General features: G+C 73.5%; 18 protein-coding genes. 12 read left to right on the forward strand and 6 right to left on the reverse strand.

Annotated features, from left to right (window positions below):
• A partial coding sequence (locus tag ACOJTC_RS22510; protein ID WP_420118371.1) for a helicase-associated domain-containing protein occupies positions 1–2067 on the forward strand: 2067 nt, incomplete at its 5' end.
• 30 nt (positions 2068–2097) lie between these two features.
• Here ACOJTC_RS22510 and ACOJTC_RS22515 read toward each other — a convergent pair.
• Both ACOJTC_RS22515 and ACOJTC_RS22520 read right to left on the reverse strand, forming a co-directional pair.
• Positions 2098–2331 (reverse strand): hypothetical protein, encoded by a 234-nt coding sequence (locus ACOJTC_RS22515; RefSeq protein ID WP_420118407.1) that lies wholly within the window; start codon positions 2329–2331, stop codon positions 2098–2100.
• A gap of 160 nt (positions 2332–2491) precedes the next feature.
• Positions 2492–3379, reverse strand: coding sequence for a L,D-transpeptidase family protein (locus ACOJTC_RS22520; RefSeq protein ID WP_420118372.1), 888 nt, complete (start codon positions 3377–3379; stop codon positions 2492–2494).
• A 172-nt stretch (positions 3380–3551) separates the two neighbouring features.
• Here ACOJTC_RS22520 and ACOJTC_RS22525 point away from each other — a divergent pair, with 172 nt between their 5' ends.
• Both ACOJTC_RS22525 and ACOJTC_RS22530 read left to right on the forward strand, forming a co-directional pair.
• Positions 3552–5231, forward strand: a complete 1680-nt coding sequence (locus ACOJTC_RS22525) for a DNA repair helicase XPB (RefSeq protein WP_420118373.1) — start codon at positions 3552–3554, stop codon at positions 5229–5231.
• 129 nt (positions 5232–5360) lie between these two features.
• A complete protein-coding gene (locus ACOJTC_RS22530) occupies positions 5361–5657 on the forward strand; it encodes a hypothetical protein (RefSeq protein WP_204925850.1) in 297 nt (98 codons plus the stop codon).
• Positions 5658–5894: 237 nt separating this feature from the next.
• Here ACOJTC_RS22530 and ACOJTC_RS22535 read toward each other — a convergent pair whose 3' ends face one another.
• Positions 5895–6641, reverse strand: coding sequence for a TIGR03089 family protein (locus ACOJTC_RS22535; RefSeq protein WP_420118374.1), 747 nt, complete (start codon positions 6639–6641; stop codon positions 5895–5897).
• Positions 6642–6741: 100 nt separating this feature from the next.
• Here ACOJTC_RS22535 and ACOJTC_RS22540 point away from each other — a divergent pair, with 100 nt between their 5' ends.
• Entirely contained in the window at positions 6742–7023 is a 282-nt protein-coding gene (locus ACOJTC_RS22540; RefSeq protein WP_363650272.1) for an SCO0607 family lipoprotein, read from the forward strand.
• Positions 7024–7216: 193 nt separating this feature from the next.
• Positions 7217–9562 (forward strand): esterase-like activity of phytase family protein, encoded by a 2346-nt coding sequence (locus ACOJTC_RS22545; protein ID WP_420118375.1) that lies wholly within the window; start codon positions 7217–7219, stop codon positions 9560–9562.
• A gap of 63 nt (positions 9563–9625) precedes the next feature.
• On the opposite strand, the gene ligD (ACOJTC_RS22550) is transcribed toward ACOJTC_RS22545, so the two are convergent.
• Positions 9626–10537: a non-homologous end-joining DNA ligase gene (gene ligD, locus ACOJTC_RS22550; protein WP_420118376.1), complete on the reverse strand. Its 912-nt coding sequence runs from the start codon at positions 10535–10537 to the stop codon at positions 9626–9628.
• The gene (gene ligD / locus ACOJTC_RS22555; protein WP_420118377.1) at positions 10530–11468 is read right to left on the reverse strand and encodes a non-homologous end-joining DNA ligase; all 939 of its coding nucleotides are present in this window, start codon (positions 11466–11468) and stop codon (positions 10530–10532) included. The genes ligD (ACOJTC_RS22550) and ligD (ACOJTC_RS22555) overlap by 8 nt, the downstream gene beginning before the upstream one ends.
• A gap of 85 nt (positions 11469–11553) precedes the next feature.
• On the opposite strand from ligD (ACOJTC_RS22555), the gene ACOJTC_RS22560 reads away from it, so the two are divergent.
• Positions 11554–12594: a Ku protein gene (locus tag ACOJTC_RS22560; RefSeq protein WP_420118378.1), complete on the forward strand. Its 1041-nt coding sequence runs from the start codon at positions 11554–11556 to the stop codon at positions 12592–12594.
• A gap of 64 nt (positions 12595–12658) precedes the next feature.
• Here ACOJTC_RS22560 and ACOJTC_RS22565 read toward each other — a convergent pair whose 3' ends face one another.
• Complete coding sequence (locus tag ACOJTC_RS22565; RefSeq protein WP_420118379.1) at positions 12659–13051, reverse strand: PPOX class F420-dependent oxidoreductase; 393 nt, start codon at positions 13049–13051, stop codon at positions 12659–12661.
• 188 nt (positions 13052–13239) lie between these two features.
• On the opposite strand from ACOJTC_RS22565, the gene ACOJTC_RS22570 reads away from it, so the two are divergent.
• The 6 genes from ACOJTC_RS22570 (at position 13240) to ACOJTC_RS22595 (ending at position 23312) form a co-directional block, all read left to right on the forward strand.
• Complete coding sequence (locus tag ACOJTC_RS22570) at positions 13240–13887, forward strand: FKBP-type peptidyl-prolyl cis-trans isomerase (RefSeq protein WP_420118380.1); 648 nt, start codon at positions 13240–13242, stop codon at positions 13885–13887.
• A 139-nt stretch (positions 13888–14026) separates the two neighbouring features.
• Positions 14027–14851 (forward strand): SCO6745 family protein, encoded by an 825-nt coding sequence (locus tag ACOJTC_RS22575; protein WP_420118408.1) that lies wholly within the window; start codon positions 14027–14029, stop codon positions 14849–14851.
• A 313-nt stretch (positions 14852–15164) separates the two neighbouring features.
• Positions 15165–16952 carry a hypothetical protein gene (locus ACOJTC_RS22580; protein ID WP_420118381.1) on the forward strand — a complete coding sequence of 596 codons (1788 nt, stop codon included), beginning with the start codon at positions 15165–15167 and terminating at the stop codon, positions 16950–16952.
• Positions 16949–20431 carry an AMP-binding protein gene (locus tag ACOJTC_RS22585; protein ID WP_420118382.1) on the forward strand — a complete coding sequence of 1161 codons (3483 nt, stop codon included), beginning with the start codon at positions 16949–16951 and terminating at the stop codon, positions 20429–20431. Before ACOJTC_RS22580 ends, ACOJTC_RS22585 begins: the two co-directional genes overlap by 4 nt.
• Positions 20428–21402: a hypothetical protein gene (locus ACOJTC_RS22590; protein WP_420118383.1), complete on the forward strand. Its 975-nt coding sequence runs from the start codon at positions 20428–20430 to the stop codon at positions 21400–21402. The genes ACOJTC_RS22585 and ACOJTC_RS22590 overlap by 4 nt, the downstream gene beginning before the upstream one ends.
• Before the next feature lie 5 nt (positions 21403–21407).
• On the forward strand, positions 21408–23312 hold the full coding sequence (locus ACOJTC_RS22595) for an ABC transporter ATP-binding protein (protein ID WP_420118384.1): 1905 nt from the start codon (positions 21408–21410) through the stop codon (positions 23310–23312).
• The last annotated feature ends 2 nt before the right edge of the window (positions 23313–23314 follow it).

The following is a 23314-nucleotide window of genomic DNA, read 5'->3' on the forward strand; positions in this document are numbered from 1 at the left end:
GGGCTCGGTCGGCCGGCGGAGGAGCTGGACCTGCGGGCGGCGGCGCTCTGCGCGGACGCCGCGAAACTGCGCCGGACGCTGCTCGCCGCGCCCCCGTCGGCGCGGGCGATCCTGGACCGGCTCGCCGCCGGTCCACCGGTCGGCAGCGTGCCGCCCGGATCGCTGCAGGCGCCGGCGCTCGGCGCGGAGGACGACGTGCCGCCCGACCCGACCAACGGTGGCGCCCCGACCGGGTCGCCGGTGCGCTGGCTGGTCGAGGCCCGGCTGCTGGTGGCGGTCTCCGCCGGGACCGTCGAGCTGCCCCGCGAGGTGGGGCTGCTGCTGCGCCGGGACACCGGCCCGCTCGGACCGCTGCGGATCGACCCGCCGCCGGTCGCGGCGCCGCCCCGGGAAGCCAAGGCCGTCGACTCCGCCGGGGTCGGGCAGACCATGGAGGTGGTACGGCACACCGAGGCGCTGCTGGAGGCGCTGACCGCCGAGCCGGCGCCGGTGCTGCGCTCCGGCGGGATCGGGGTACGCGACCTGCGTCGGCTGGCCCGCACGGTGGCCCTGGACGAGTCGACGACCGCGCTGCTGGTCGAGGTGGCGTACGCGGCAGGTCTCCTCGGCGAACTGGACCTCCCCGCCGCCGCGAGCCGGTACGGCGGCGAACAGCAGGTGCTGCCCACCGGGGCTTACGAGGTGTGGCGGGCGGTGTCGCTGGCCCACCGCTGGGAGCAGCTGGCCCGCGCGTGGTTGACGATGAGCCGGCAGGCCGGTCTGGTGGGGCAGCGCGACGACCGGGACCGACCGGTCACTGTGCTCTCCGCCGAGGCGGAGCGGGCCGGTGCGCCGGCCGCCCGTCGGGCGGTGCTCGGGGTGCTGGCCGAGCTGGAACCGGCCACCGCCCCCACCGCCGAGGAGGTGCTGGCGCTGCTCGACTGGCGGGCCCCCCGGCGCAGTCGGGGGCGGGAGGCCGCGCACCGGGAGGTGCTGACCGAGGCGGCCCGGCTGGGGGTGACCGGCCTCGGCGCGCTCACCTCGTACGGGCGGCTGCTGCTCGCCGACGTGACGGACACCGACGAGCGGGGCGGGGACGACCCGCTGGGGTTGCGCTCCGACGTCGACAGCGGTGACCCGTCGGGCACCGTCCGGACGCTGGACGCCCTGCTTCCCGCACCGGTCGACCACTTCCTGGTGCAGGCCGACCTGAGCGTGGTGGTGCCCGGCCCACCCGACCCGATGCTCGCCGCCGAACTGGAGACGGTGACCGCGCCGGAATCGGCGGGTGGGGCCAGCGTGCACCGGGTCACCACGGCCAGCGTCCGACGGGCCCTGGATTCCGGCTACACGGCCGACGACCTGCACGATCTGTTCCGGCGGCGGTCGCGCACCCCGATCCCGCAGGGGTTGACCTATCTGGTGGACGACGTGGCCCGGCAGCACGGTGGGCTGCGGGTCGGCTCCGCCGGCGGGTACGTGCGCAGCGACGACGAGGCGCTACTCGCGGAGGTGCTGGCCGACCGGCGGCTGACGGCGTTGACGTTCCGCCGGCTGGCTCCGACGGTGCTGTGCACCCCGTACCAGGTGGGGCGGATGCTGACCGCGCTGCGTGACGCCGGCTACGCCCCGGTGCCGGAGGACGCCACCGGCACGACGGTGCTGGCCCGGCCCCGGGTGCGACGGGCCCCGGCCCGGGTGCTGACCGGGCGGGCGGTGGACCCGCTGGCCACGCCCCGGTTGGCGCTGCCCCGGCTGTTGGGTGTGGTGGAGCAGATCCGGCGGGGCGAGGCGGCGGCGCGGGCGGCCCGGCGGGCCCCGGCGGTGGTACGCGGCGGTGCGGCCCGCGCGGCGGCCGGCCCGATGCCCGCGCACGGTCACGCCGAGGCCCTGGCGGTGCTCCAGCAGGCGGTCCGGGACAAGGCGCTGGTCTGGGTCGGCTACGTCGACGCCCACGGGGCGACGCTGTCCCGGCTGCTGCGGCCGGTGTCGATCGGCGCGGGTTACCTGCGTGCCGAGGACGAGCGGACCGAGATGCTGCACACCTTCGCCCTGCACCGGATCACCGCGGCCGTCCGGGAGAACTGACCGCCCGGCGGCGACGTCCTCCGCTGTCGCTCAGCGGCGGCTGCGGCGGACGGTGCCGACGACGGAGACGATGAGCAGCAGGGCGAAGCCGGTGCCGGCGGCCTCACCGACCGAGTCGATGAAGCCCTGCCGCTGCACCAGCCATCCGAAGAGGAACCAGCCGACGACGGCGATCCCGGCGACGGAGTACCCGACCATGGTGGCCGTGGACACCTCGTCGGTCGGTGTCACCTGCTCGCCGTTCGCCGCGTCCTCGGCGATCATCTCGTGGTCGACGCTCATCCCAGCCCTCCCACCCCGTCCGGCCCCCGGCTTCCAGGGTGGCACCCGGTCGCCAGGACGGACAGGGGGAAATACCCCCGATCCGGCCCCTACGGACAACTACCGAGGGCCGGAGACGAGACGGGCAGGGTGGACGGAAGGCTCAGGTGCCAGGGCGACGACCGACCAGGACCACCCGGGAGCCGACCTTGCCCAGCTCCCACCAGCGCACCGCGTCGGCGTGCAGCAGGTTGACGCAGCCGTGCGAGCCGATGCCCGCGTTGTGCAGGTAGGTGGTGGTCTCGTGGAAGCCGATCCCGCCGTTGAAGCGCTGCCAGTAGGGCAGCCACACCTCGTACGGGTTGGACCACTCCTTCAGGTTGCGCAGGCTCACCTTGTACGTGCCGGCGGGGGTGGCGTAGCCGGCCATCCCGGTCCGGGTGACGGTGGGCTTGGCGACCACCTTGCCGTCGCGCATCACCCAGGTGGTCTGCCGGGTCAGGTCGACGCAGAAGGTGGTGCCGGAGCCGGCGGAGCAGCGCTTGACGTCGGTGGTGGCCAGTCGCTTCGCCACGTCGAGCGTCAACGGGCCGGCGCGACCCTCGGCGGGGCGGATGTCGTACCGCTGCTGGAACTTCTTGATCGTGGCGCAGTCGGCGTCGGTCTGCCGGCCGTCCACGGTGACCGTGCCGAACCCGCCCAGCCGGGCCAGGTACGTCTCCACCTCACGCTGGTGCTCGCCCACCTGGCAGCGGGTCTGGTTGGACTTCTGCGGGACGCGCGGGCGACGCCCGGTCGACGCCTTCGGGGTCTTGCTGGCGCGGACCTTCGGCTGCGGCTTCTCCCGGTGCCGGGGCTTCGTGTCGGACCCGGTCAGCTGGTCGGGCAGGGAGGAGGCACCCGCCCCCGTTACCTGTTCCGCACTGCCGACCGGGGCGAGCCCTCCTCCAGTGCCACCCGGATCGGCCTGCGGCACGGACGCACACCCACCGGCGCCGACCAGCATGACCATGGCCAGGGCGACGACCCGGGCTCTGTGGCGGACCTGCATAGTGTGCCTCCCCGGATCGGTCGTCCCACTGGTAGACGTGTGTCCCCCGGGAAACGTTGCACCCATTGCGAAGATTTTCTGGCAGTCTCCCACCCCCGTGCAACACTGGATGGTCGGCCTGCGGCGGGATTCGCCGCCGGTCGGGGAATCCGGCCGAGGAGGGGGACCTGGCGTGAGCGGTGGACCACTGATCGTGCAGTCCGACAAGACGCTGCTGCTGGAGATCGACCACCCGGACGCGCAGTCCTGCCGGATGGCGATCGCGCCCTTCGCCGAGCTGGAGCGTTCCCCGGAGCACGTGCACACCTACCGGCTCACCCCGCTGGGGCTGTGGAACGCCCGCGCCGCCGGGCACGACGCCGAGGCCGTGGTCGACGCGCTGCTGAAGTTCTCCCGCTACCCGGTGCCGCACGCCCTGCTGGTGGACGTGGCCGACACGATGGACCGGTACGGCCGGCTCCAGCTCGCCAACGACCCGGCGTACGGGCTGGTGCTGCGCGGGCTGGACCGGATGGTGCTGATCGAGGTCGCCAAGAGCAAGAAGCTCGCCGGGATGCTCGGTGACAAGATCGACGACGACACGATCCGGGTGCACCCGTCCGAGCGGGGTCGGCTGAAGCAGGCGCTGCTCAAGCTGGGCTGGCCGGCGGAGGACCTGGCCGGGTACGTCGACGGTGAGGCGCACCCGATCGAGCTGACCGAGGCCGGCAAGGACGGCGGCAAGCCGTGGACGCTGCGGTCGTACCAGCGGGAGGCGGTGGAGGCGTTCTGGGCCGGCGGGTCCGGGGTGGTGGTGCTGCCCTGCGGGGCGGGCAAGACCATGGTCGGCGCGGCGGCGATGGCCGAGGCGAAGGCGACCACGCTGATCCTGGTCACCAACACGGTCGCCGGCCGGCAGTGGAAGCGGGAGCTGATCGCCCGCACCTCGCTCACCGAGGAGGAGCTCGGGGAGTACTCGGGCGAGCGCAAGGAGATCCGTCCGGTCACCATCGCCACGTACCAGGTGCTCACCTCGCGGCGCGGCGGCGCGTTCACCCACCTGGACCTGTTCGGCGCCCGCGACTGGGGTCTGGTCGTCTACGACGAGGTGCACCTGCTGCCCGCGCCGATCTTCCGGTTCACCGCGGACCTGCAGGCCCGCCGCCGGCTGGGCCTGACCGCGACCCTGGTCCGCGAGGACGGCCGGGAGGGTGACGTGTTCAGCCTGATCGGCCCCAAGCGGTACGACGCGCCGTGGAAGGACATCGAGTCGCAGGGCTGGATCGCCCCGGCCGAGTGCACCGAGGTCCGGGTCACCCTGACCGACGCGGAGCGGATGTCGTACGCGACGGCGGAGGCCGAGGAGCGTTACCGGATGGCGGCGACCGCCCGCACCAAGCTGCCGGTGGTCCGCGCCCTCGTGCAGCGGCACCCCGACGACCAGGTGCTGGTGATCGGGGCGTACATCGACCAGCTGCACCAGCTCGGGGAGTACCTGGACGCGCCGATCATCCAGGGTTCCACCACCAACAAGGAGCGCGAGCGGCTGTTCGACGCGTTCCGCTCGGGTGAGCTGCGCACGCTGGTCATCTCCAAGGTGGGCAACTTCTCCATCGACCTGCCCGAGGCGGCGGTGGCGATCCAGGTGTCCGGCACGTTCGGCTCCCGGCAGGAGGAGGCGCAGCGGTTGGGCCGGGTGCTCCGGCCGAAGGCCGACGGCCGGCAGGCGCACTTCTACACGGTGGTCTCCCGGGACACCATCGACACCGAGTACGCGGCCCACCGGCAGCGCTTCCTCGCCGAGCAGGGGTACGCGTACACGATCGTCGACGCCGACGACGTCCTCGGCCCGAAGCTGCCCACGGTCGACTGACCGGCACCGCCGTGTTCCCGCCGGCCGGGCTGCTCTCGTTCCGCCCGACCGGCGCAGCTCCCCCGCGACGGCTAATCTGTCCACAGTCGACGGTTGACCGTCGATGCCGGCACGTCGAAGGGAATCAGAGTGAAGCGCCGAATTCTGCACGTCCTGACGATCGCGGTCGTCGCCGTCCCGGGCACCGCCGTGGCCGCCGCACCGGCCTCGGCCAGCGATGCGCCCGGCTTCCTCTGCAACCTCACCCAGAACACCTGGCTACGCACGGCACCGCACGGCCAGGTGCTGCGCACCCTGACCGCCGGTCGTGGGTTCCGCTGGCACGGGCAGGGCTGGTCCGAGGACAACGACACCTGGATCTACGGCCACGGTGCGGAGGACCCGTCCCTGGACGGCTGGGTCCCCGCCGGCAACACCACCTGCTGACCCCACCGCCCGGCACGCCATCATGATCCACTCAGGGGAGCCGATGCAGCGCCATCGAACTCAACCCGATACCGCTACACCAGCCCCCTTGAGTTGATCACAACCCACCCAGCCACCCCCACCCCCACCCGGCCCCACCCGGCCCGGTGATCAAGAGGTTTACGTCAACTTGAAGATCAAGACTGCCGCAAACCTCTTGATCACCACGCGCACGCTCAGCGGGGTGAGGCGGGTGGGTCAGAGGGTGTGGGTGGCGTGTTCGGTGGTGGGGCGGGTGGCGGGGTCGAGGTTGGCGCAGACGACCACGGAGGCGCCGGCCGCCAGCGGGGCCAGCAGCCACTTCACCGGTTGTTCGTGTTCGGCGGCGTCGACCAGCAGCCGGTCGCCGGGGCGCAGGTCGAGCTGGGCGGCGACCTCCTTCGCCAGGCGTCCCCAGACGGCGTAGCTCGTGCCGTCGGGGGTGGCCGGGGCGGCCGGGTGCACGGCGGCGTAGTCGGGCGGGGTGTCGGTGTGCCGCAGCACCTCGGCGGACCAGTCCAGCCACCCCACCGGCACGTCGGTCAGCGCCCCGGGGCCGGTGCCGACCAGGTAGCGGTGCACCCCGTCGGGCACGTCCTCCAGCCAGTCGTCGAGGCGTTCCGGGGTGACGAAGACCGCGTCGTACGGCCGCTCGCCGCCCGGTTCGAGGACCGGCAACCCGGCGGTGGCGCGCGGCCGGAACGACACCGCCATCCCCACCGACCAGGCCCCGAGCAACACCGCAGCGGTACGCCAGTGTGGCGGCAGCAGCACCGCGACCCGACTGCCCGGCCCCAGCCCGCACCCGTCGCGCAGCAGGCCGGCGGTGCGCGCCGCCCAGTCACCGAGCTGCTTCGCGGTCAGCTCCGTCCGCTCCCCGGTTGCGTCGTCGCAGTAGGTCAGCAGTGGCTGTTCTGCCTGCTCAGGCAGGTCGGTCGACGTGGTGACGGCGAGGTGGGCAACCATCGGTCCTCCTGTCCGGACGGAACGCCCCACCCTACCGAGCCGGGAAGAGTTGAGTACGCGTGCGCATGACAGCGCCGCCCGTCGCCACGAGACTCGACCCATGCGTACGCGGATCATGATCGTTCTTGCCGGGGTGGGCCTGGGCGGCCTGCTGTTGACCAGCGGCTGCGGCTACCGGGAGAGCATCTGCAGCGATGGCGAGTACCCGGCGATCGCGGTGGGTGGACAGGGCGGCAGCGCCTGCTTCCCCGACGGCCAGGAGCCGACCGCGCCGTACGTCCGGTACCCGCAGGGCAAGGTCCCGCAGCACGTCGACGACGAGTGGGACGTCTACTGGCGGGACCACGGCATCGACGCGAACGGCGTCATCATCGAGCGGTGACCGGATCGGCCGTCGTCGTGCGGTGACCGGGTCGGACCGCCCAGCCACCCCTTCGACCAGGGAAAAGGAACCGAAACGACGAGGGCGGCGAGCCAGCTCACCGCCGGCCCGTCGCCGGCCGTTAACCCGCTGGTCGACCTGCGCTCGGTCACGCCTGCCAGCCTCCGTCCGAATCGAAACGTTCGGAGGAGCAGTGACAGCGAGAAGAGTGTTCGCCTCGACGGTGGTGGCCGGCCTGGCACTGGCCACCCTGACCGCCCCGGGCAGTGCGGTCGCCGCGCCGGACCACACCGCCCCGGGCAGTACGGCGGCCAGCCAGGGTTACCCGGACCGGAAGCTCACCTTCGACCGCACCGCCACCTACCCGGTGATCCAGAACCGGCCGGCCGGCGAGGACCCGGCCACCGCGACGGTGGCCGAGATCTCTGCGGTCAGCCCGAACGGCCGTACCCTGGTCTACACCGACGCGGCGGCCCGGCGGATCGGCTTCCTCGACATCGGCCGGCCGGACCAGCCGCGCGGTCTCGGCACCCTCTCCCTGGCGCAGCTCGGCGACGCCGAGGACGAGCCGACCTCGGTGGCGGTCGTCGGCCGGTACGTGCTGGTCGTGGTGAACACCAGCGCCAGCTACACCGCCCCCTCCGGCCGCCTCGACGTGATCGAACTGGCCACCCGGCAGCGGGTGCGCAGCATCGACCTCGGCGGGCAGCCCGATTCCATCGCGATCAGCCACGACGAGCGGTACGCGGCGATCGCCATCGAGAACGAGCGGGACGAGGACGCCACCCCGCCCGGCGGCAGGAAGGGTGACCTGCCGCAGGCGCCCGCCGGTTTCGTCCAGCTCATCGACCTCGACGGGAAGACGACGCCGCAGCGGTGGAAGCTGCGTACCGTCGCACTGACCGCACCCGACGGCCGGGCGTTGCCGATGCTGGCCGCCGCCGGGATCACCGAGCCCACCGATCCGGAACCCGAGTACGTCTCGATCAACGGGCGGAACCAGCTCGCGGTCACCCTCCAGGAGAACAACGGCGTCGTGCTGGTGGACGTGCCCACCGGCCGGATCACCCGGGCGTTCAGCACCGGCACCGCCTCGGTCAGCGGCATCGACACGGTCAAGGACGGCCGGATCGAGCTGACCGGCTCGATCACCGACGTTCCCCGGGAACCCGACGCGGTGGCCTGGATCAACGACCGCTACCTGGCCACGGCCAACGAGGGTGACTGGCGGGGCGGCACCCGGGGCTGGTCGGTCTTCGACAGCCGGACCGGCCAGGTGGCCTGGGACGCCGGCAACACCTTCGAGCGTCTCGCGGTCCGCTACGGTCTGCACAACAACGACCGGGCCGCGAAGAAGGGCACCGAGCCGGAGGGCGTGGCCGTCGCCGAGTACCACGGCGTGCGGTACGCGTTCGTCGGGTCGGAGCGGAGCAACTTCGTCGCGGTCTACGACCTCACCCGGCCCACCGCCCCGGTGCTGCGCCAGGTGCTGCCCACCACCAACGGCCCGGAGGGGCTACTCCCCATCCCCTCCCGTGACCTGCTCGCGGTGTCCAGCGAGACCGACGACGCCTCGGTGGGTGTCCGCGCCTCGGTGTCGCTCTACCGGCTGGGTGCGGACAGGCCGGGCTTCCCGAGCATCGTCTCGGCCGACGACGCCTCGGGCGCGCCGATCGGCTGGGGGGCGCTGGGCGCGCTGTCCGCCGTACCGGGCCGGCCGCAGCAGCTCTACAGCGTCACCGACGCCGCGTACACCCCGACCCGGATCCTGACCGTCGACACCCGACGCTCGCCGGCCGTGGTCGCCGACGCGACCACGGTGACCGACGCCGCCGGCACCCCCGTCGGGTACGACGCGGAGGGGATCTTCGCCCGGCCGCAGGGCGGCTTCTGGCTGGCCGTCGAGGGCGCGAAGGGCAGTGAGAACAGGCTGGTCCGGCTGAACGGCAACGGGCGTACCGAGCAGGTCGTGCCGCTGCCGGCCGAGGTCGCCGCCGGGCTGGGCAAGCAGGGCTTCGAGGGGGTCACCGCGAGCACCGGCCGCGACGGTCGGGAGATCGTCTGGGCGGTGCTCCAGCGGGAGGTCGCCACCGACCCGGCCGGCGTCGTCCGGATCGGCCGGTACGACGTGACGGCCGACAGTTGGAGCTGGTTCGGCTACCGGCTGGAGGGCACCACCGTCCCCGGTGACTGGATCGGGCTCTCCGAGGTCACCGTGGTCGGTGACCGGCTCGCCGTGATCGAACGGGACAAGCTCAACGGCCCGGCCGCCGCCGTCAAGCGGATCTACACGGTGCCGCTGCCGACCGGCCCGGCCGCCGCCGGCCCGCTGACGGTGCTGCCCAAGACCCTCGCCGTCGACGTGCTGCCGGCGCTGCGGGCCACCAACGGCTGGACCCAGGAGAAGGTGGAAGGGCTGACCGTCGGCGGTGACGGCCAGGTCTACGCGATCACCGACAACGACGGCGTGCTCGACGCCACCGGGGAGACCGTGCTGCTGCGCCTCGGCACGTACCGGAAGGTCTTCGGACAGCGCTGAGTCGACCGATCGGCCCGGCCGACCCGCCACAGCTCACGCGGGTCGGCCGGGCCGTCGCGCGGCTCACGCCGTCGGCAGTGCCGGGCCGCCGTCGAGCAGCGGGGCGAGCAGGTCGCCGGACTTCTCCACCCGCCGCAGCACCTCCCCGGCGGTGTACGGCTTCGCCGCAGGCCGTTTCCCGGCCGCCCCCGACTCGACCTCGTCCCAGGTCAGCGGCGTCGACACCGCCGGCACCGCCTGCGCCCGCAACGAGTACGGCGCGACAGTCGTCTTCGCCGCGTTGTTCTGACTCCAGTCGATGAAGACCTTCCCCGGCCGCAGGTTCTTCGCCATCCGCGACACGACCAGTTCCGGGTGTTCCCGTTCCAACTCCTGGGCGATCCGCTTCGCGTAGTCGGAGACGACCTCGGCGTCCTGGGTGGCGCTGACCGGGCAGCAGAGCTGCATGCCCTTCTTGCCGGAGGTCTTCGGGTACGCCGTCACCCCGTCGCGGGCGAGCCGGTCGCGCAGCAGGAGCGCCACCCGGCAGCACTGCCGCAACGTTGCCGGTGGGCCGGGGTCGAGGTCGACGACCATCAGGTCCGGGTGGGTGCCGATCCGCCACTGCGGGGTGTGCAGTTCGAGGGCGGCGAGGTTGGCCAGCCAGACCAGGGTGGGCAGGTCGTCGGCGACCACGTAGTCGATGGTCTCCCGGCCCTTGCTCGATCCGGGTACGGGCAGCGTCTCGGTGCGCACCCAGGTGGGGGTGGCGGCGGGGGCGTTCTTCTCGAAGAACGAGCCGCCGGTGACGCCGTTGGGGAACCTGATCCGGGTCAGCGCCCGGTCCGCCAGGTGCGGCAGCAGCACCGGGGCGATCCGGGTGTAGTAGTCGATCACCTCGCCCTTGGTGAAGCCGGCCTCCGGATAGAGCACCTTGTCCAGGTTGGACAGCTCCAGCGCCCGGCCGTCGACCTCGACCTTCACCCGCTCAGGCATCCTCCACCTCCCCGGGTGGCTTGTCGGGGCGCAGCCGCAGCACCCGGGGGAAGCGCAGCCGCCCGTCCGGGGTGCGCTGGCCGTACCTGACCTCCACCACGATCCGGGGGGTCACCCAGATCGCACCCCGGGCGTCCTCGCGCGGCACGTCACCGGCGAACGGCGACCCGTCGGCGCGCAGCGGTTCGAGTTCGCGCAGCAGCTCCCGTTCCAGGGCCGCGCCGATCCCACCGCCGACCCGCCCCCGGTAGGTGAGCCGCCCGTCCGGGCCGGGCACCCCGACCAGCAGCCCGCCGATCTTCCGGGCCCCGGGCCGCCAGCCGCCGATGACGAAGTCCCCGGTCACCTCCAGTTTGACCTTCACCCAGTCGGGTGAGCGCACCCCGGGCCGGTAGACCGAGTCGGCCCGCTTGGCCAGCACCCCTTCCAGGCCGTGTTCCCCGGCCGCCTGGTAGGTGGCGGCACCGTCGGTGAAGCAGGGGGGCACCGTCCACCGGGCCGCGCCGAGCCCCAGGCCGTCGAGCGCCGCCCGCCGTTCGTGGTACGGCCACCCGGTGAGGTCCTCACCCCGCCACCGCAACAGGTCGAAGATCATGTACGTGACCGGGAGGGTCGCCGCCAGCCGGGCCGCCTTCGCCCCGTCCCGGACGTGCATCCGCTCGGCGAGGGCGGTGAACGAGGGCTGCCCGGCCGGGTCGAAGAGGACCACCTCACCGTCGAGCAGCGCGTCGTCGACCTGCTCGGCCAGCGTCACCAGCTCCGGGTACGCGGCGGTGATCTCCACGCCGGAGCGGGCGAACAGGTGCGGCTGGTCACCGGTCAGGTCGGCCAGCGCGCGGACCCCGTCCCACTTGAACTCGTACGCCCAGCCGACACCCACCGGGAGCGACCCGGTCGTCGCGAGCATCGGCTTCAACGGCGCGCCGGGCACCTGTCCGACTGTAGTTGCGCACCGAAGCACGTGCGGGGGCTTCGATCGTTTGCGATCCTGGTCAGGGCGGGAGAGGAGCATCGGGATGCGGGCGATCTGGAAGGGAGCCGTGTCGTTCGGGCTGGTCTCGATCGGGGTGAAGCTCTACTCGGCGACCGAGGAGAAGGACATCCGGTTCCACCAGGTGCACCGCGACGACGGCGGCCGGATCCGCTACAAGCGCACCTGCTCGGTCTGCGGCGAGGAGGTCAGCTACGACGACATCGCCAAGGGCTACGACCTGGGCGGCGGCGAGATGGTGATCCTCACCGACGCCGACTTCGCCGACCTGCCGCTGACCAGTTCCCGGGCGATCGACGTGCTGGAGTTCGTCCCCGCCGAGCAGGTCGACCCGATCCTCTACAACAAGGCGTACTTCCTGGAGCCGGAGGGGACCGCCACCAAGCCGTACGTGCTGCTGCGCGACGCGCTGGCCGACTCGGAGCGGGTGGCGATCGTCAAGGTGGCGCTGCGCCAGCGGGAACAGTTGGCCACCCTGCGGGTCCGCGACGGGGTGCTGCTGCTCAACACGATGCTCTGGCCCGACGAGGTGCGTACCCCCGACTTCGGTTTCCTCGACGAGGACCTGAAGGTCCGCCCGCCGGAGCTGGCGATGGCCGCCTCCCTGATCGACTCGATGGCCGGCGAATTCCAGCCGGACGCCTTCACCGACGACTACCGGGCGGCGTTGCAGGAGGTCATCGACGCCAAGGTGGAGGGCCGCGAGGTGGTCCAGCCGGCGGAGGAGGAGGCCGCGCCGGCCGCCGCGGTGGACCTGATGGCGGCGCTGAAGGCGTCCGTGGAGCGGGCCCGGGTGGCCCGGGGCGAGGCGCCCTCCGGCGGGGCCGGCGAGCCGACGCCGATCTCGTCGGCCCGGTCGGCCAAGCAGGCGGCGAAGACACCGGCGGCGAAGGCCGGACCGGCGAAGAAGACCACCGCCGGCAAGGCCACCGCGAAGAGGACCCCGGCGACGAAGGCGGAGCCGGCGAAGAAGACCGCCGCGAAGAAGACCACGGAGAAGAAGGCCACCAAGGCCCCGGCGAAGAAGACCGCCGAGAAGAAGGCCGCCCCGCGCCGCAGCGCCTGAGCGGCGGACCCGCGCCCCGTCCCCCGGCGCGACGGTGGGCCGTCCTGCCGGGGTCGTGCGTCGGTCAGCCCCGGCCGAGCTTCTCGGTGGGGGTGATCCGGACGATCACCCGCTCCTCGTCGGGCCGCCGGAACGGGTAGGTGTCCTGCCCGAGGTACTTCTTCGCCAGCCGGTCGATGTGCGCGTCGGCGCCCTCGGTGACGAACTCGGCGGTGCCCTTCACCCACAGGGTGCGGAAGTCGTCGGCCCGGTCGACCACGGAGACCGCGACCACCGGGTTGCGGGCGATGTTGTGGTACTTCTGCCGCCCCCTGGCGGTGTTGAACACGATGTGCTCGCCGTCGACGTCCACCCAGACCGGGGTGACGTGCGGGGTGCCGTCCGCCTCGATGGTCGCCACGTGGGCGAGTTGCGGTTCGGTGAGCAGGGCCTTGTCTTCGTCGGTGAGGATCGCCATGGTCGAGAACCTACCGCCGGACGGCCCCCGCCACCCGGGAAGACGGGCACGAACCGGGAGGCCCGACCCGATGACCGGACACGACTGGCGGGCGACGGCCCACCCTCGGCATCGATCCGGGTACCGTGTGCGCTGGCCACGGAACCGGTCGCCGGGCCGGCCACCCACATCAGCAGGGAGTCGAGGACGTGAGCGAGCGTACGGAGAACCGTTCGGCGGGCCAGGGTCAGGCCCCGGAGACGAAGGCACAGCGGCGACTCGCCGCCCAGTTGGCGGCCCAGAAGGCCGCCGAGAAGCGCAAGCGCCGGCAGGCGTGGCTGGGCGCCGTCGCCGGCGTGGCCGTCATCGCGGTGATCGTCGGGGTGTTCGTGGTGGTCCGCAACGGCGAGAAGGACGACCCGAAGCCGGCTGCGGCACCGGCCGGCTGCGCGGGTGACTTCCCCAAGCTGCCCGAGGGTGCCGACCAGGCGCTGTGCACCAAGCCGCAGGCTACCAAGGGCGAGGGCGAGCTGACCGGGCTCAAGGCCACCCCGCTGATCCGGGGCACCGGCCCGGCCGCCCAGGCCGGCCAGCAGATCACCGTGAACTACGTGGGTGTGTCGTACAAGACCGGTGAGGAGTTCGACGCCTCCTGGAAGCGGTCCGAGCCGTTCACCTTCGGCCTCGGCCAGGGCAACGTCATCCCCGGCTGGGACCAGGGCATGCAGGGTCAGACCGTGGGCAGCCGGGTCCAGCTCGACATCCCCGCCGACCTGGCGTACGGCGACAAGCCGCAGCGTCCCGGCGCGCCCGCCGGCCCGCTGCGGTTCATCGTCGACGTGCTGGCGGTGCAGTAGACCACACGGGTCTTCCGGCCGGCACCTACCGGCAGTAGGTTCGGGGTCACCGTGGGCGGCCGGTCCGCGCCACGGTGACCCCACCGACCCGGAGGTGCGCGTGCCGCCGCTGGACGATCCCGGGCGCACCGCCCGGTTGATGTGGACGCACGTCGAACCCCTGCACGCGATCACCTACTTCCATCCCCGGGCCCGCGCCGCCACCGAGGCGATCGGGCTGCGCGGCTACTGGCGGGGTTACTTCGCGGGTCGGGCCGCCCCGCTGGGGGCGGTCGACGCCGCCCCGGTGACCGCCGTCTTCTTCACCTTCGCCCCGCCGATGGTGGGCCGGGCGCTGCCGGCGGTGTGGCAGCTCGCCGCCCCCGAGGAGGCGTTGCGCGCCCGGCTCACCGGGGCTGTGCAGGCGCTCGCCGAACTCACCTACGAACTCCCCGAGGCGCACCTGGCCGAGGCGGCCGAACTGCTGGAGGTCGCGGCGGTCGGGGCGGACACCGCCGGCCGGGTGCTCGGTGCGGCCAACGCCGCCCTGCCACGCGGCGACTACCCGCTGGCCCGGCTCTGGCAGGCGGCCACCACGCTGCGCGAGCACCGCGGTGACGGGCACGTGGCGGCCCTGGTCGCCGCCGGCCTCGACCCGGTCGAGACGTTGGCGTTCCGGGTCGCCCAGGACCGGCCGGAGGAGCACCTGCTCGGCCGGGGCTGGACCGGGCACGAGTGGGCGCAGGCGCGGGCCCGGCTGGTCGACCGGGGTTGGCTGACCGGCGAGGGCACCCCCACCGAGGTGGGGCACGCCGGGCTGCGGGCCGTGGAGGACGCGACCGACCGGGCGGCCGCCCGTCCCTGGCTGGCCCTCGGCCCGGACGGCACGCGACGGCTCCGCGAGCTGCTGGTGCCGGTCGCCCGCGCCTGCCACACGGTCATCCCCGCGGACAGCCCGATCGGGCTCCCCGCGCTCTCCTCCTGACCACCCCCGGCCCGCCGCCCGGATCGGACCATCGGTGCCGTACCGGGTAGTCGCGTCGTAGCAGGTCGTCGGTGGCCGATACACGTTGTTGACACATGTTTCATCGTCGGCGAGACTTCGTGATCGGGAGCGCTCCCACACCGGGGTGGAGTGTCGTCTCCTTCTCGCCGTGGCACTGCCACGGGAGCCTTCCACCCTCCAGGTCGGCTGCCGGCCGCCGCATGCCCTGTCGTCACCGCACGGCGGTGGCCGTCGTCGTACGAGCCTCATCGTGCGAACGCCGCAGCCTGCCCTGGTCGAGAAAGGCGGGACCGTGCGACGTACGAAATTCGACCAGTGGAGCCAGGAACTGCGCGACGTGCGCGACCCTGTCGAACTGTTCGACAGCAGCGCCCAGACGGCCGTCCTGCGACTGCTCACCATGGCGGGCAAGGTGCCCTTCCGGTCCGCCTTCGACGGACTGACCCTGCGTGAGCAGGCGATCGTCCGGCACCTGCTCGGCCGGCAGCACCTCCGGCTCACCGCACCGGGCACCGACGCCACCGCCGCCCAGTTCGTGCTGGCCCACTCGGCGCTGGGCAAGCTGACCATCCACGAACCGGCGCGCGGCGACCTGCCGGCCGAAGAGGTGGTGGCCGAACTCGCCCTGCCCGGGTGGATGGTCGAGATGATCGACGAGGAGTGGCTGCCGGCCCAGGTCGAGGAGGAGCACCAGCGCCGCGAACTCGACCAGATGCTGCACACCTGGCACGCCGACGGCAGCCTGCCGGAACGGCTGGAGGAGGTCATCGACTGGGTCGAACGGGTCGAGACCGTCCTGATCTTCGTCGAGCGCCGGGTGTTCTCCCGCTCCGACTCCGGCTCCAGCACGCTCATCCGCGACGGCGTGCTGCCCGCGTTGCGGGGCCGTCCACCGGCAGACTGGAGCCCGGAGGAGCGGCTCTTCGTCGCGTCCATCCAGTTGCTGTTCCGCACCGGCCGGGCGGTCCGGTTCGAGGAGTTCAACGGCCGCCAGCTCAACGCGGTCAGCCTCCGCAAGGTGCTGACCACCCGCTGCGCGACGTACCTGCGCGCGCTCGACGGGCAGGCCACCCGGGAGCTGAGCACCGCGACCCTGGCCGAGTTGGCCACACTCGCCGGTGAGCTGGTCGAACTCGTCGACGGCAGCGGTCACATCCGCTACCGGCGGATCAACGGGCTGACCTACGCCAAGGACGAGTACCTGCTGCCGTGGGAGGGTGAGCAGCGCAGTCAGGTCGAGCTGCCGCCGACCCTGCGGACGTCGACCGGCGTCCGGTCAGAGCCGGTCGACGGCGAGGACGCCGCCTCCTGGGTGCGTCACGCCACCACGGCCGCCCTGCGCAACGTGCACGCGGGTGGCGACGAGCGCGAGCTGACCGGCATCCTGGAGGGCATCGTGCTGGGCGCGGTCGTCGACAGTCACGCCGACTACGGCATGTCCAGCGGCATCCGCGACCTGTCCCGCCTCGACGGTCCCGCCGGGCGGTACGACGAGGAGGTGGCGGGGCTGAAGAAACCCGACTTCTTCTGCTGCGTGCTGCCCAGCCCCCGGATGGCCGCCGACCTGCCCGCCCCCGCCGTCACCGACATCCTGTGGCAGGTGGCGCAGCGGATGATGTACAACCGCTGGCACTTCGTGCCCGGTAACTTCGACCGGGTCGAGGTGCCCCGCCAGCGGCACTACTTCTTCCCGCCGCTGGTGCCCGACATCGCCGAGTGGGGCGACCTGCGCCACGGTGGGCACAGCACCTCCCGCGTCCGCTACACCCTGCGGGCCCCCGGGGCGGCGATGTGGAAGCAGCCGTTCACGGTCGGTGGCCGGCAGTATCGGGGCGCGTTCGACATCCGGCTGGTCCGCATGGACGGGCCACCGTTCACCCTGACCGACCTGCGGACCGCCTGCCGGTACTCGGCGCTGGTGGACGTGTTCTGGCGCGAGATCGCCGGCTACGCCGACGCGCACGACGGCTGGGCCCCGGCGATCACCGCGTTCAGCGGCGACTGGTACACCAAGGAGTCGTGGCGGGACGCCGTCGAGCGGCTCGACGCGGCACAGCAGGCGGTCGGAGGGCTCGCGTGAGCGTCGACCCGCAGCAGGTCGTCGTCAACGGCGAGGACCAGTACTCCCTGTGGCCGGCGGACCGGCCGCTGCCGGGCGGCTGGACGACGGTGTTCACCGGGCCCGTCGAGGCGTGCCTGGAGCACGTCGCGGCACACTGGACGGACCTGCGGCCGGCCTCGCTGCGTACCGCCGGGGGTGCCGGCACCGGCCCCGCCATCCGGCCGGAACCGGCCACGGTGGACGCCACATCGTCGGTCGCCACCGGCCCCCGCCGCCCGTTCGGGGACACCCCGCTGCACGTCCTCGTCGACCGGGCGCTGGCGGCCGACCCGGGGCGCGTCGCGGTGCGCTGCGCCGGGGTCGCGGTCACCGCCGGGGAGCTGCGGGACCGGGTCCGGCACGCCGCCCGGGTGCTGCGGGGCCACGGCGCCGGGCCGGAGACCCCGGTCGCGGTGCTGCTCCCCCGCTCGGTGGACGCGGTGGTGGCGATCCTCGCGGTGCTGGCGGCCGGGTCGGCGGACCTGCCGCTGTCGGTGCACGATCCGGCGGACCGGCGGGCCCGGATCCTGGCGGACGCGGGCGATCCGGTGCTGCTGACCGGCCCGGAGCACCGGGGCCTCGTGGACGCCGGCTACCCGTCGACCGTGCTCGACGTGACCGACCTGCCGGAGCCGGTCGGCGACGACGGTGACGGCGGCTGCCGGGTCGAGAACCTGGCGTTCATCATGTACACCTCCGGCACCAGCGGCGCTCCCAAGGGGGTGCTCGGCACCCACCGCCAGCTCGTCAACTACGTGCACTGGTGCGCCGAGGAGTTCGCGTTCCAGCCCGGGGAGCGGGCGGTGCTGCACGCCCCGCTGTACTTCGTCGGGTCGGTGATGACGCTGTTCACGGCGCTGGTCGCGGACTGGGAGCTGGAGGTCGCGCCCGAGCCGGTCGCGTTCGACGATCTGATCGCGTTGACCGCCGCCGCCCCGTGCGGGTTCCTGAAGCTCACCCCGTCGCACGTGCGGGCGATGACCGCCCTCGGCGGCGTCGACGACGTCGCCCGTCAGGTCATGATCGGCAGCGAGCCGCTGTACCTGACCCCCGAGTTCGACGCGTGGATCAGCGGCAGCCCCAAGTCGGGCTTCGGCAACCACTACGGCATGAGCGAGACCGTCGGCGCGACCTGGTACTGGATCGGCGCGGACCGGACGGTCGGGCGACGGCTGCCGGTCGGTGCCCCCATCCCCAACGCCGAGGTGCACATCCTCGACGAGCAGGGCCGGCCCGCGCCGCCGGGGCAGACCGGCGAGATCTGCCTGGGCGGGGCGGTGATCGGCCGGGGTTACCACGGCCAGCCGGTGCTGACCGCCCAGCGGTGGATCCCGCACCCCGGTGGCGACGGGAGGCGGCTGCTGCGCACCGGGGACCTGGGCCGGCTGGGCCCGGACGGGGTGCTTGACGTGCTCGGCCGCGCCGACCGGCAGGTGAAGATCCGGGGCCAGCGTGTGGAGCCGCCCGCCGTCGAGGACGCGCTGCGCCGCTGCCCCGGCGTCGCCGAGGCGGTGGTGATCGCCGAACCCGACGGCCACGACCTGCACCTGGTCGCCTACCTGCGGTCCGAGGACGAGCCCCGGCCGACCGAGGCACAGTTGCGCGCCCACGCCGCCGGTCTGCTGCCGGAGGCGTCCGTCCCGAGCCGGTTCCTGTACGTGGCGCAGTACCCGCTCACCCCGAACGGCAAGGTCGACACCCGCCGGCTGCCCACCACCCCGGTGGTGAGGCCCGCGCTGAGCACCGCGTACGTCGCGCCCTCGGGTGACCTGGAGACGGCGGTGGCCGGGGTGGTCGGCGCGGTGCTGCGGGTGGACCGCCTCGGTGTCGACGACGACTTCTTCGAACTCGGCGGCGACTCCATGCAGGTGGTCGAGGTCGTCACCCGGTTGGACGAGGAGCTGGGCCTGCCGGTGGGCATCGCCGACCTGTTCGACAGGCGTACGGTGCGTGCCCTGGCCGCCGGGATGCCCGACCACCGGCCGCCGGCCCCCGTGGTCGCGGCGACGCCCACTGGTGGGCAGCCGGACCGGTCGCTGCGGGCGGACGCCGGCCAGCCGGCGGTCGGGGACGCGGCGGTGCAGGCCCGGTTCTCCGGGGCGTCCGCCGGTTCCGCGCCGCTGACCTGGGGGCAGCTGGCCATGTACCGGCCGATGCAGTGGTTCGGCGAGGCCAGCCGGGACTTCAACATCCGGCGGGTGCTGCGGCTGGCCGTCCCGGTCACCACGGAGCGGGTCACCATGGCCTGGTCGGAGCTGGTGCTGCGGCACCAGGTGCTGCGCACCCTGATGACCGAGGACGTCGACGGACCCCGCCAGCACCTGCTCGCCGACGGGTCGTACGCGCCACTGGTGCGGGACACCACCGCCGCCGAACTGCCGGAGGCGGCGGACGCCGCCGCCGCCGAACTGGCCGGCACCGCGTTCCGGCTGGACCGGGACTGGCCGGTCCGGTGGGCGCTGCTGCGCGTCGACGGCCAGGTCGAGGCCGTGGCCGTGGCCGCCTCGCACGTGTCGCTGGACGGCTGGTCGCTGGAGCTGCTGCTGGCGGAGCTGCGCACCCTGATCGAGGGCGAGCGGACCCTGCCCGCGCCGGGTTGGCAGCCGTTGGACCAGGCCGGCTACGAGGCGTCGCCGGCCGGGCAGCGCCGGGCCGACCGGTCCCTGGCGTACTGGCGGGAGCGGCTGCCCCTGGTACCGCAGCGGATCTTCGACGGGCCGGAGCAGGACGCGGGTCCGCTGCCGGTCGTCACCTGGCGGATGGAGTCCACCGCCGTGGCGGCGGCGGCCGGCGCGCTGGCCGAGCGGACGGGGGCGTCGTCGTCCACCGTGGTGCTGACCGCCGCGCTGCTGGTCCAGGCGGCGTTGACCGGCCGGGACCGGGCCGTGGTGAAGCTGATCGCGGGCAACCGGAACACCCCCCGCCAGCGGCAACTGGCCACGGGTATCGCCCAGAACGCGCTGCTGGTCTTCGAGATCGGCGACGGTGACGTCGACGACGCAGTGCGGCGCTGCTACCGCGACTCGACGGAGTCCTACTTCCACGCCACCTATCCGCCGGACGCCCTGGACGAGCTGATCGCGGCCGAGGGCGCGCAGGCCGACCTGTCGGTGTACTTCAACGACGCCCGGTTGGGTCGCGACTTCGACGTGCCGGCGGAACCGCCCGACCGGGCCGCGCTGACCGCCCTGGCGGCGCAGACCACCGTGCGGCAGGTCACCGCCGTGGCCCGGCACGACATGACCTTCTTCCTGGCCATGCCCTACCTGGCCGGTGGCTGCGCGCTGCAGTTGCTGGCCGACACCCGGCGGGTGCCCGGCGCCGTCGGCGAGCGGGTGCTGCGGGGCGTCGAGTCGCTGCTGTGCGAGGCCGCGCTGCGCCCGGTGGCCCTGCGGGACGTCACCGCGCTGCTCGACCTCGGCCGCACCCGCCCCTCCGACCACCAGGAGTCCCGATGACCGACCCCTATCCGCTGCTGCACCGGCTGGCCGCCGCCGGCGACGACGCCCTCACCACCGTCGCGCTGCCGCCCGACGGCCGCTACCAGGTCGTCACCACCACCGTCGACGAGGTCACCGCCCAGATCGTGGATACCCTGCGCGACGGCTTCGCCGGCCGGGGCCCGGACGACTACCCGCTGCTGGTGCTCGGCTGGGGGCGCTGCCGGGTCGGCTCGACCGCCGTGACCAACCTGTTCGGCATGGCGCGGGCGGCGGCCTACTACCAGCCGGTCAAGACCATCGGCCGGTTCGCGCTGACCGGTGGCGAGGGTTCGCCGTGGAAGCTGCCCGACGGCGAGCCGGTGTTGTTCGCCAAGGAGATGGCCGGGCCGTACGTGCCGTTCGAGGCGCTGTTCAACCCGGCCCGCTGCCTCGTCGAGGCCGGCTGGCCCGTCGACCGGCTGCGCCTGCTGGTGCTGGACCGGCAGCCGCGCGCCTCGCTCGACTCGTGGATGGCCAAGTGGGAGGGCAAGATCGGGCGCGAGCGGGTGGTGGAGAACTTCGTGCTCAGCACGCTCAACTACACGCGGATGCGCGCCTGGGCCGGGGCCGAGGGGCTGGCGGTGACGCACTTCCCGTACGAGTGCAGCCGCGCCCCGCAGGAGACCGTGTCCCGGTTGTTCGACCGCCTCGGCATCGGCCACCTGTACCAGCCGGAGATGCTCACCGGTTGGGGTGCGGCCGGCGACCTCAACTCCGACCAGTCGAAGATCCACAACCCGGTGGAGCCGGAGCCCTACGTCGTACCCGGTCTGCACGGCAACGCCGACGAGTACCGCTTCCGGCCCCGGTCGGTCACGGTGCTGACCGACGCGGAGCTGGCCGTGGCCGACAGCCCCGAGGTGGTGGAGTCCTACGAGGTCTCGGTGCGGTCCTGCGCGCAGGAGCTGGACCTGCCCGCGTCCCTGCGGGACGAGATCTTCGGCTGACCGCGATGACCGCCTCCCCCTCCGGCGTCGGGCAGTGGCGTGAGGCCGCCGCCGCCCGGCTGCGCATCGCCCGGCAGTGGCCCGCCGCCGGAGCCGGCTGGAGTGCCGTCGCGCTGGCGCTCAGCGTGTCCCGGGGGGTGCTGCCGGTGGTCTTCGCGATCGCCGTCAGCACCACCGTCGGCCGGATCGGCCCGGTGCTGCACGGCACCGCCCGACCGGCCGGGGTGTGGTGGCCGCTGGCCGTCGCCGGGGCGGCGCTGATCGCGGCGCAACTCGCGGAGGCGGCGCAGAAGGCCGTCGCCGAGCAGCTCAGCCGCCGCGTCGACGGGCACATGTACCGGCGGCTCATCCAGGCGTCGCTGTCGACCCGGGAGATCACCCCGCTGGAGGACCCGGCGGTCCTGGACGAGCTGGGGGAGGCCGGGCACGAGCTGCGGTTCGCGTTCCGCACCCCGGGCGCGGCCTACGCCGGGCTGATCGCGCTCGTCGGGCCGTACACCCAGGTCGCCGGGTTCACGGTGGTGGTGGCGGTGGTGCTGGGGCCGTGGGCGGCGCTGGTCATGCTGGCGGTGGTGCTGCTGTTCCGGCACGGCCAGCGCGGCGGGTTGCGCCGCTACGCCCGGGTCATCCGCGACGTCGCGGCCCTGCGCCGGGAGAGCCGCTACCTGCGGGGGCTGGCGATGGGTCCGGCCGCCGCCAAGGAGCTGCGGGTCTTCGGGCTCACCGGCTGGCTGACCGAACGCTACCGGCAGGTCTACCGCCGGGCCCTGGCCCCGGTGTGGGCCGAGCGCCGCCGGATCTACCTGCGGCCCTACCTGGCGTACACGGCGGTGGGGCTGGTCGGCGTGGCGGCGGTGCTGGCGTTGGCGGGGGTCCGCGCCGCCGACGGGGCGTACGACCTGGCCGCGCTGGCACTGGTGTTGCAGGCGGTGCTGGCCCTGATCCGGCTGGGCGAGTTCTACCCGGACTCCGACACCCAGACCCAGTACGGCATGAACGCCGAGACCGCCATCACCGCGTTCGAGCAGGCCATGGCCCGCTACCCGGAACCCGCCGACCGGGGCGGTGCCGGGCCGCCCGCCTCCGTCGCCCCGGCCATCGACTTCACCGGGGTGCGCTTCGGCTACCCGGGTGGGGCCACGCCGGTGGTCGACGGTCTGGATCTGCACATCCCCGCCGGCCGCTGCACCGCCCTGGTCGGGGTGAACGGCGCGGGCAAGACGACCCTGGTGAAACTGCTGGCCCGGCTCTACTCGCCGGATGCCGGTGCGGTACGCGCCGACGGCGTCGACCTCGCCGACCTGCCGGCCCGGGACTGGCAGCGGCGGATCGCCGTGGTGTTCCAGGACTTCGTCCGCTACGAACTGTCGGTGGCGGCCAACATCGGGTTCGGCGCGGTGGAACATCTCGACGACCGGGCCGGGATCCGCCGCGCGGCGGAGGCGGCCGGGTTGCTCGACACCCTCGACGCGCTGCCGGACGGCCTGGACACGCTGCTGTCGCGCGCGTACGACGGCGGGGTCGACCTGTCGGGTGGGCAGTGGCAGCGCATCGCCATCGCCCGTGCCCTGTTCGCGCTCTACCACGGGAGCACGGTGCTGGTGTTGGACGAGCCCACGGCGGCGCTGGACGTGCGGGCCGAGGCCGAGTTCTTCGCCCGGTTCGCCGAGCTGACCCGGGGCCGCACGACGGTGCTCATCTCGCACCGGCTGTCCAGCGTCCGGCTGGCCGACCGGATCGTCCTGCTCGACGGGGGGCGGGTCGTCGAGCAGGGCAGCCACGACGAGCTGATGGCGGCGGGCGGCCGGTACGCGGCGATGTTCACCCTCCAGGCGGAGCGGTTCGCCGACGACGGGGACGACCGGGACACCGACGAGGGCGCTGGTCCGCTGGCGCAGCGGGTGGGCTGAGG

It is taken from the genome of Micromonospora sp. (assembly GCF_048594385.1).
Classification (GTDB): Bacteria; Actinomycetota; Actinomycetes; order Mycobacteriales; family Micromonosporaceae; genus Micromonospora; species Micromonospora wenchangensis.

Coding starts and splice junctions, on each gene's coding strand:
- ACOJTC_RS22540 (WP_363650272.1), top strand. CDS start 6,742: ATGCGTACGCGGATCATGATCGTTCTTGCCGGGGTGGGCCTGGGCGGC.
- ACOJTC_RS22520 (WP_420118372.1), bottom strand. CDS start 3,379: ATGCAGGTCCGCCACAGAGCCCGGGTCGTCGCCCTGGCCATGGTCATG.
- ACOJTC_RS22560 (WP_420118378.1), top strand. CDS start 11,554: ATGCGGGCGATCTGGAAGGGAGCCGTGTCGTTCGGGCTGGTCTCGATC.
- ACOJTC_RS22515 (WP_420118407.1), bottom strand. CDS start 2,331: ATGATCGCCGAGGACGCGGCGAACGGCGAGCAGGTGACACCGACCGAC.
- ACOJTC_RS22565 (WP_420118379.1), bottom strand. CDS start 13,051: ATGGCGATCCTCACCGACGAAGACAAGGCCCTGCTCACCGAACCGCAA.
- ACOJTC_RS22575 (WP_420118408.1), top strand. CDS start 14,027: ATGTGGACGCACGTCGAACCCCTGCACGCGATCACCTACTTCCATCCC.
- ACOJTC_RS22535 (WP_420118374.1), bottom strand. CDS start 6,641: ATGGTTGCCCACCTCGCCGTCACCACGTCGACCGACCTGCCTGAGCAG.
- ligD (WP_420118376.1), bottom strand. CDS start 10,537: ATGCCTGAGCGGGTGAAGGTCGAGGTCGACGGCCGGGCGCTGGAGCTG.
- ACOJTC_RS22590 (WP_420118383.1), top strand. CDS start 20,428: ATGACCGACCCCTATCCGCTGCTGCACCGGCTGGCCGCCGCCGGCGAC.
- ACOJTC_RS22595 (WP_420118384.1), top strand. CDS start 21,408: ATGACCGCCTCCCCCTCCGGCGTCGGGCAGTGGCGTGAGGCCGCCGCC.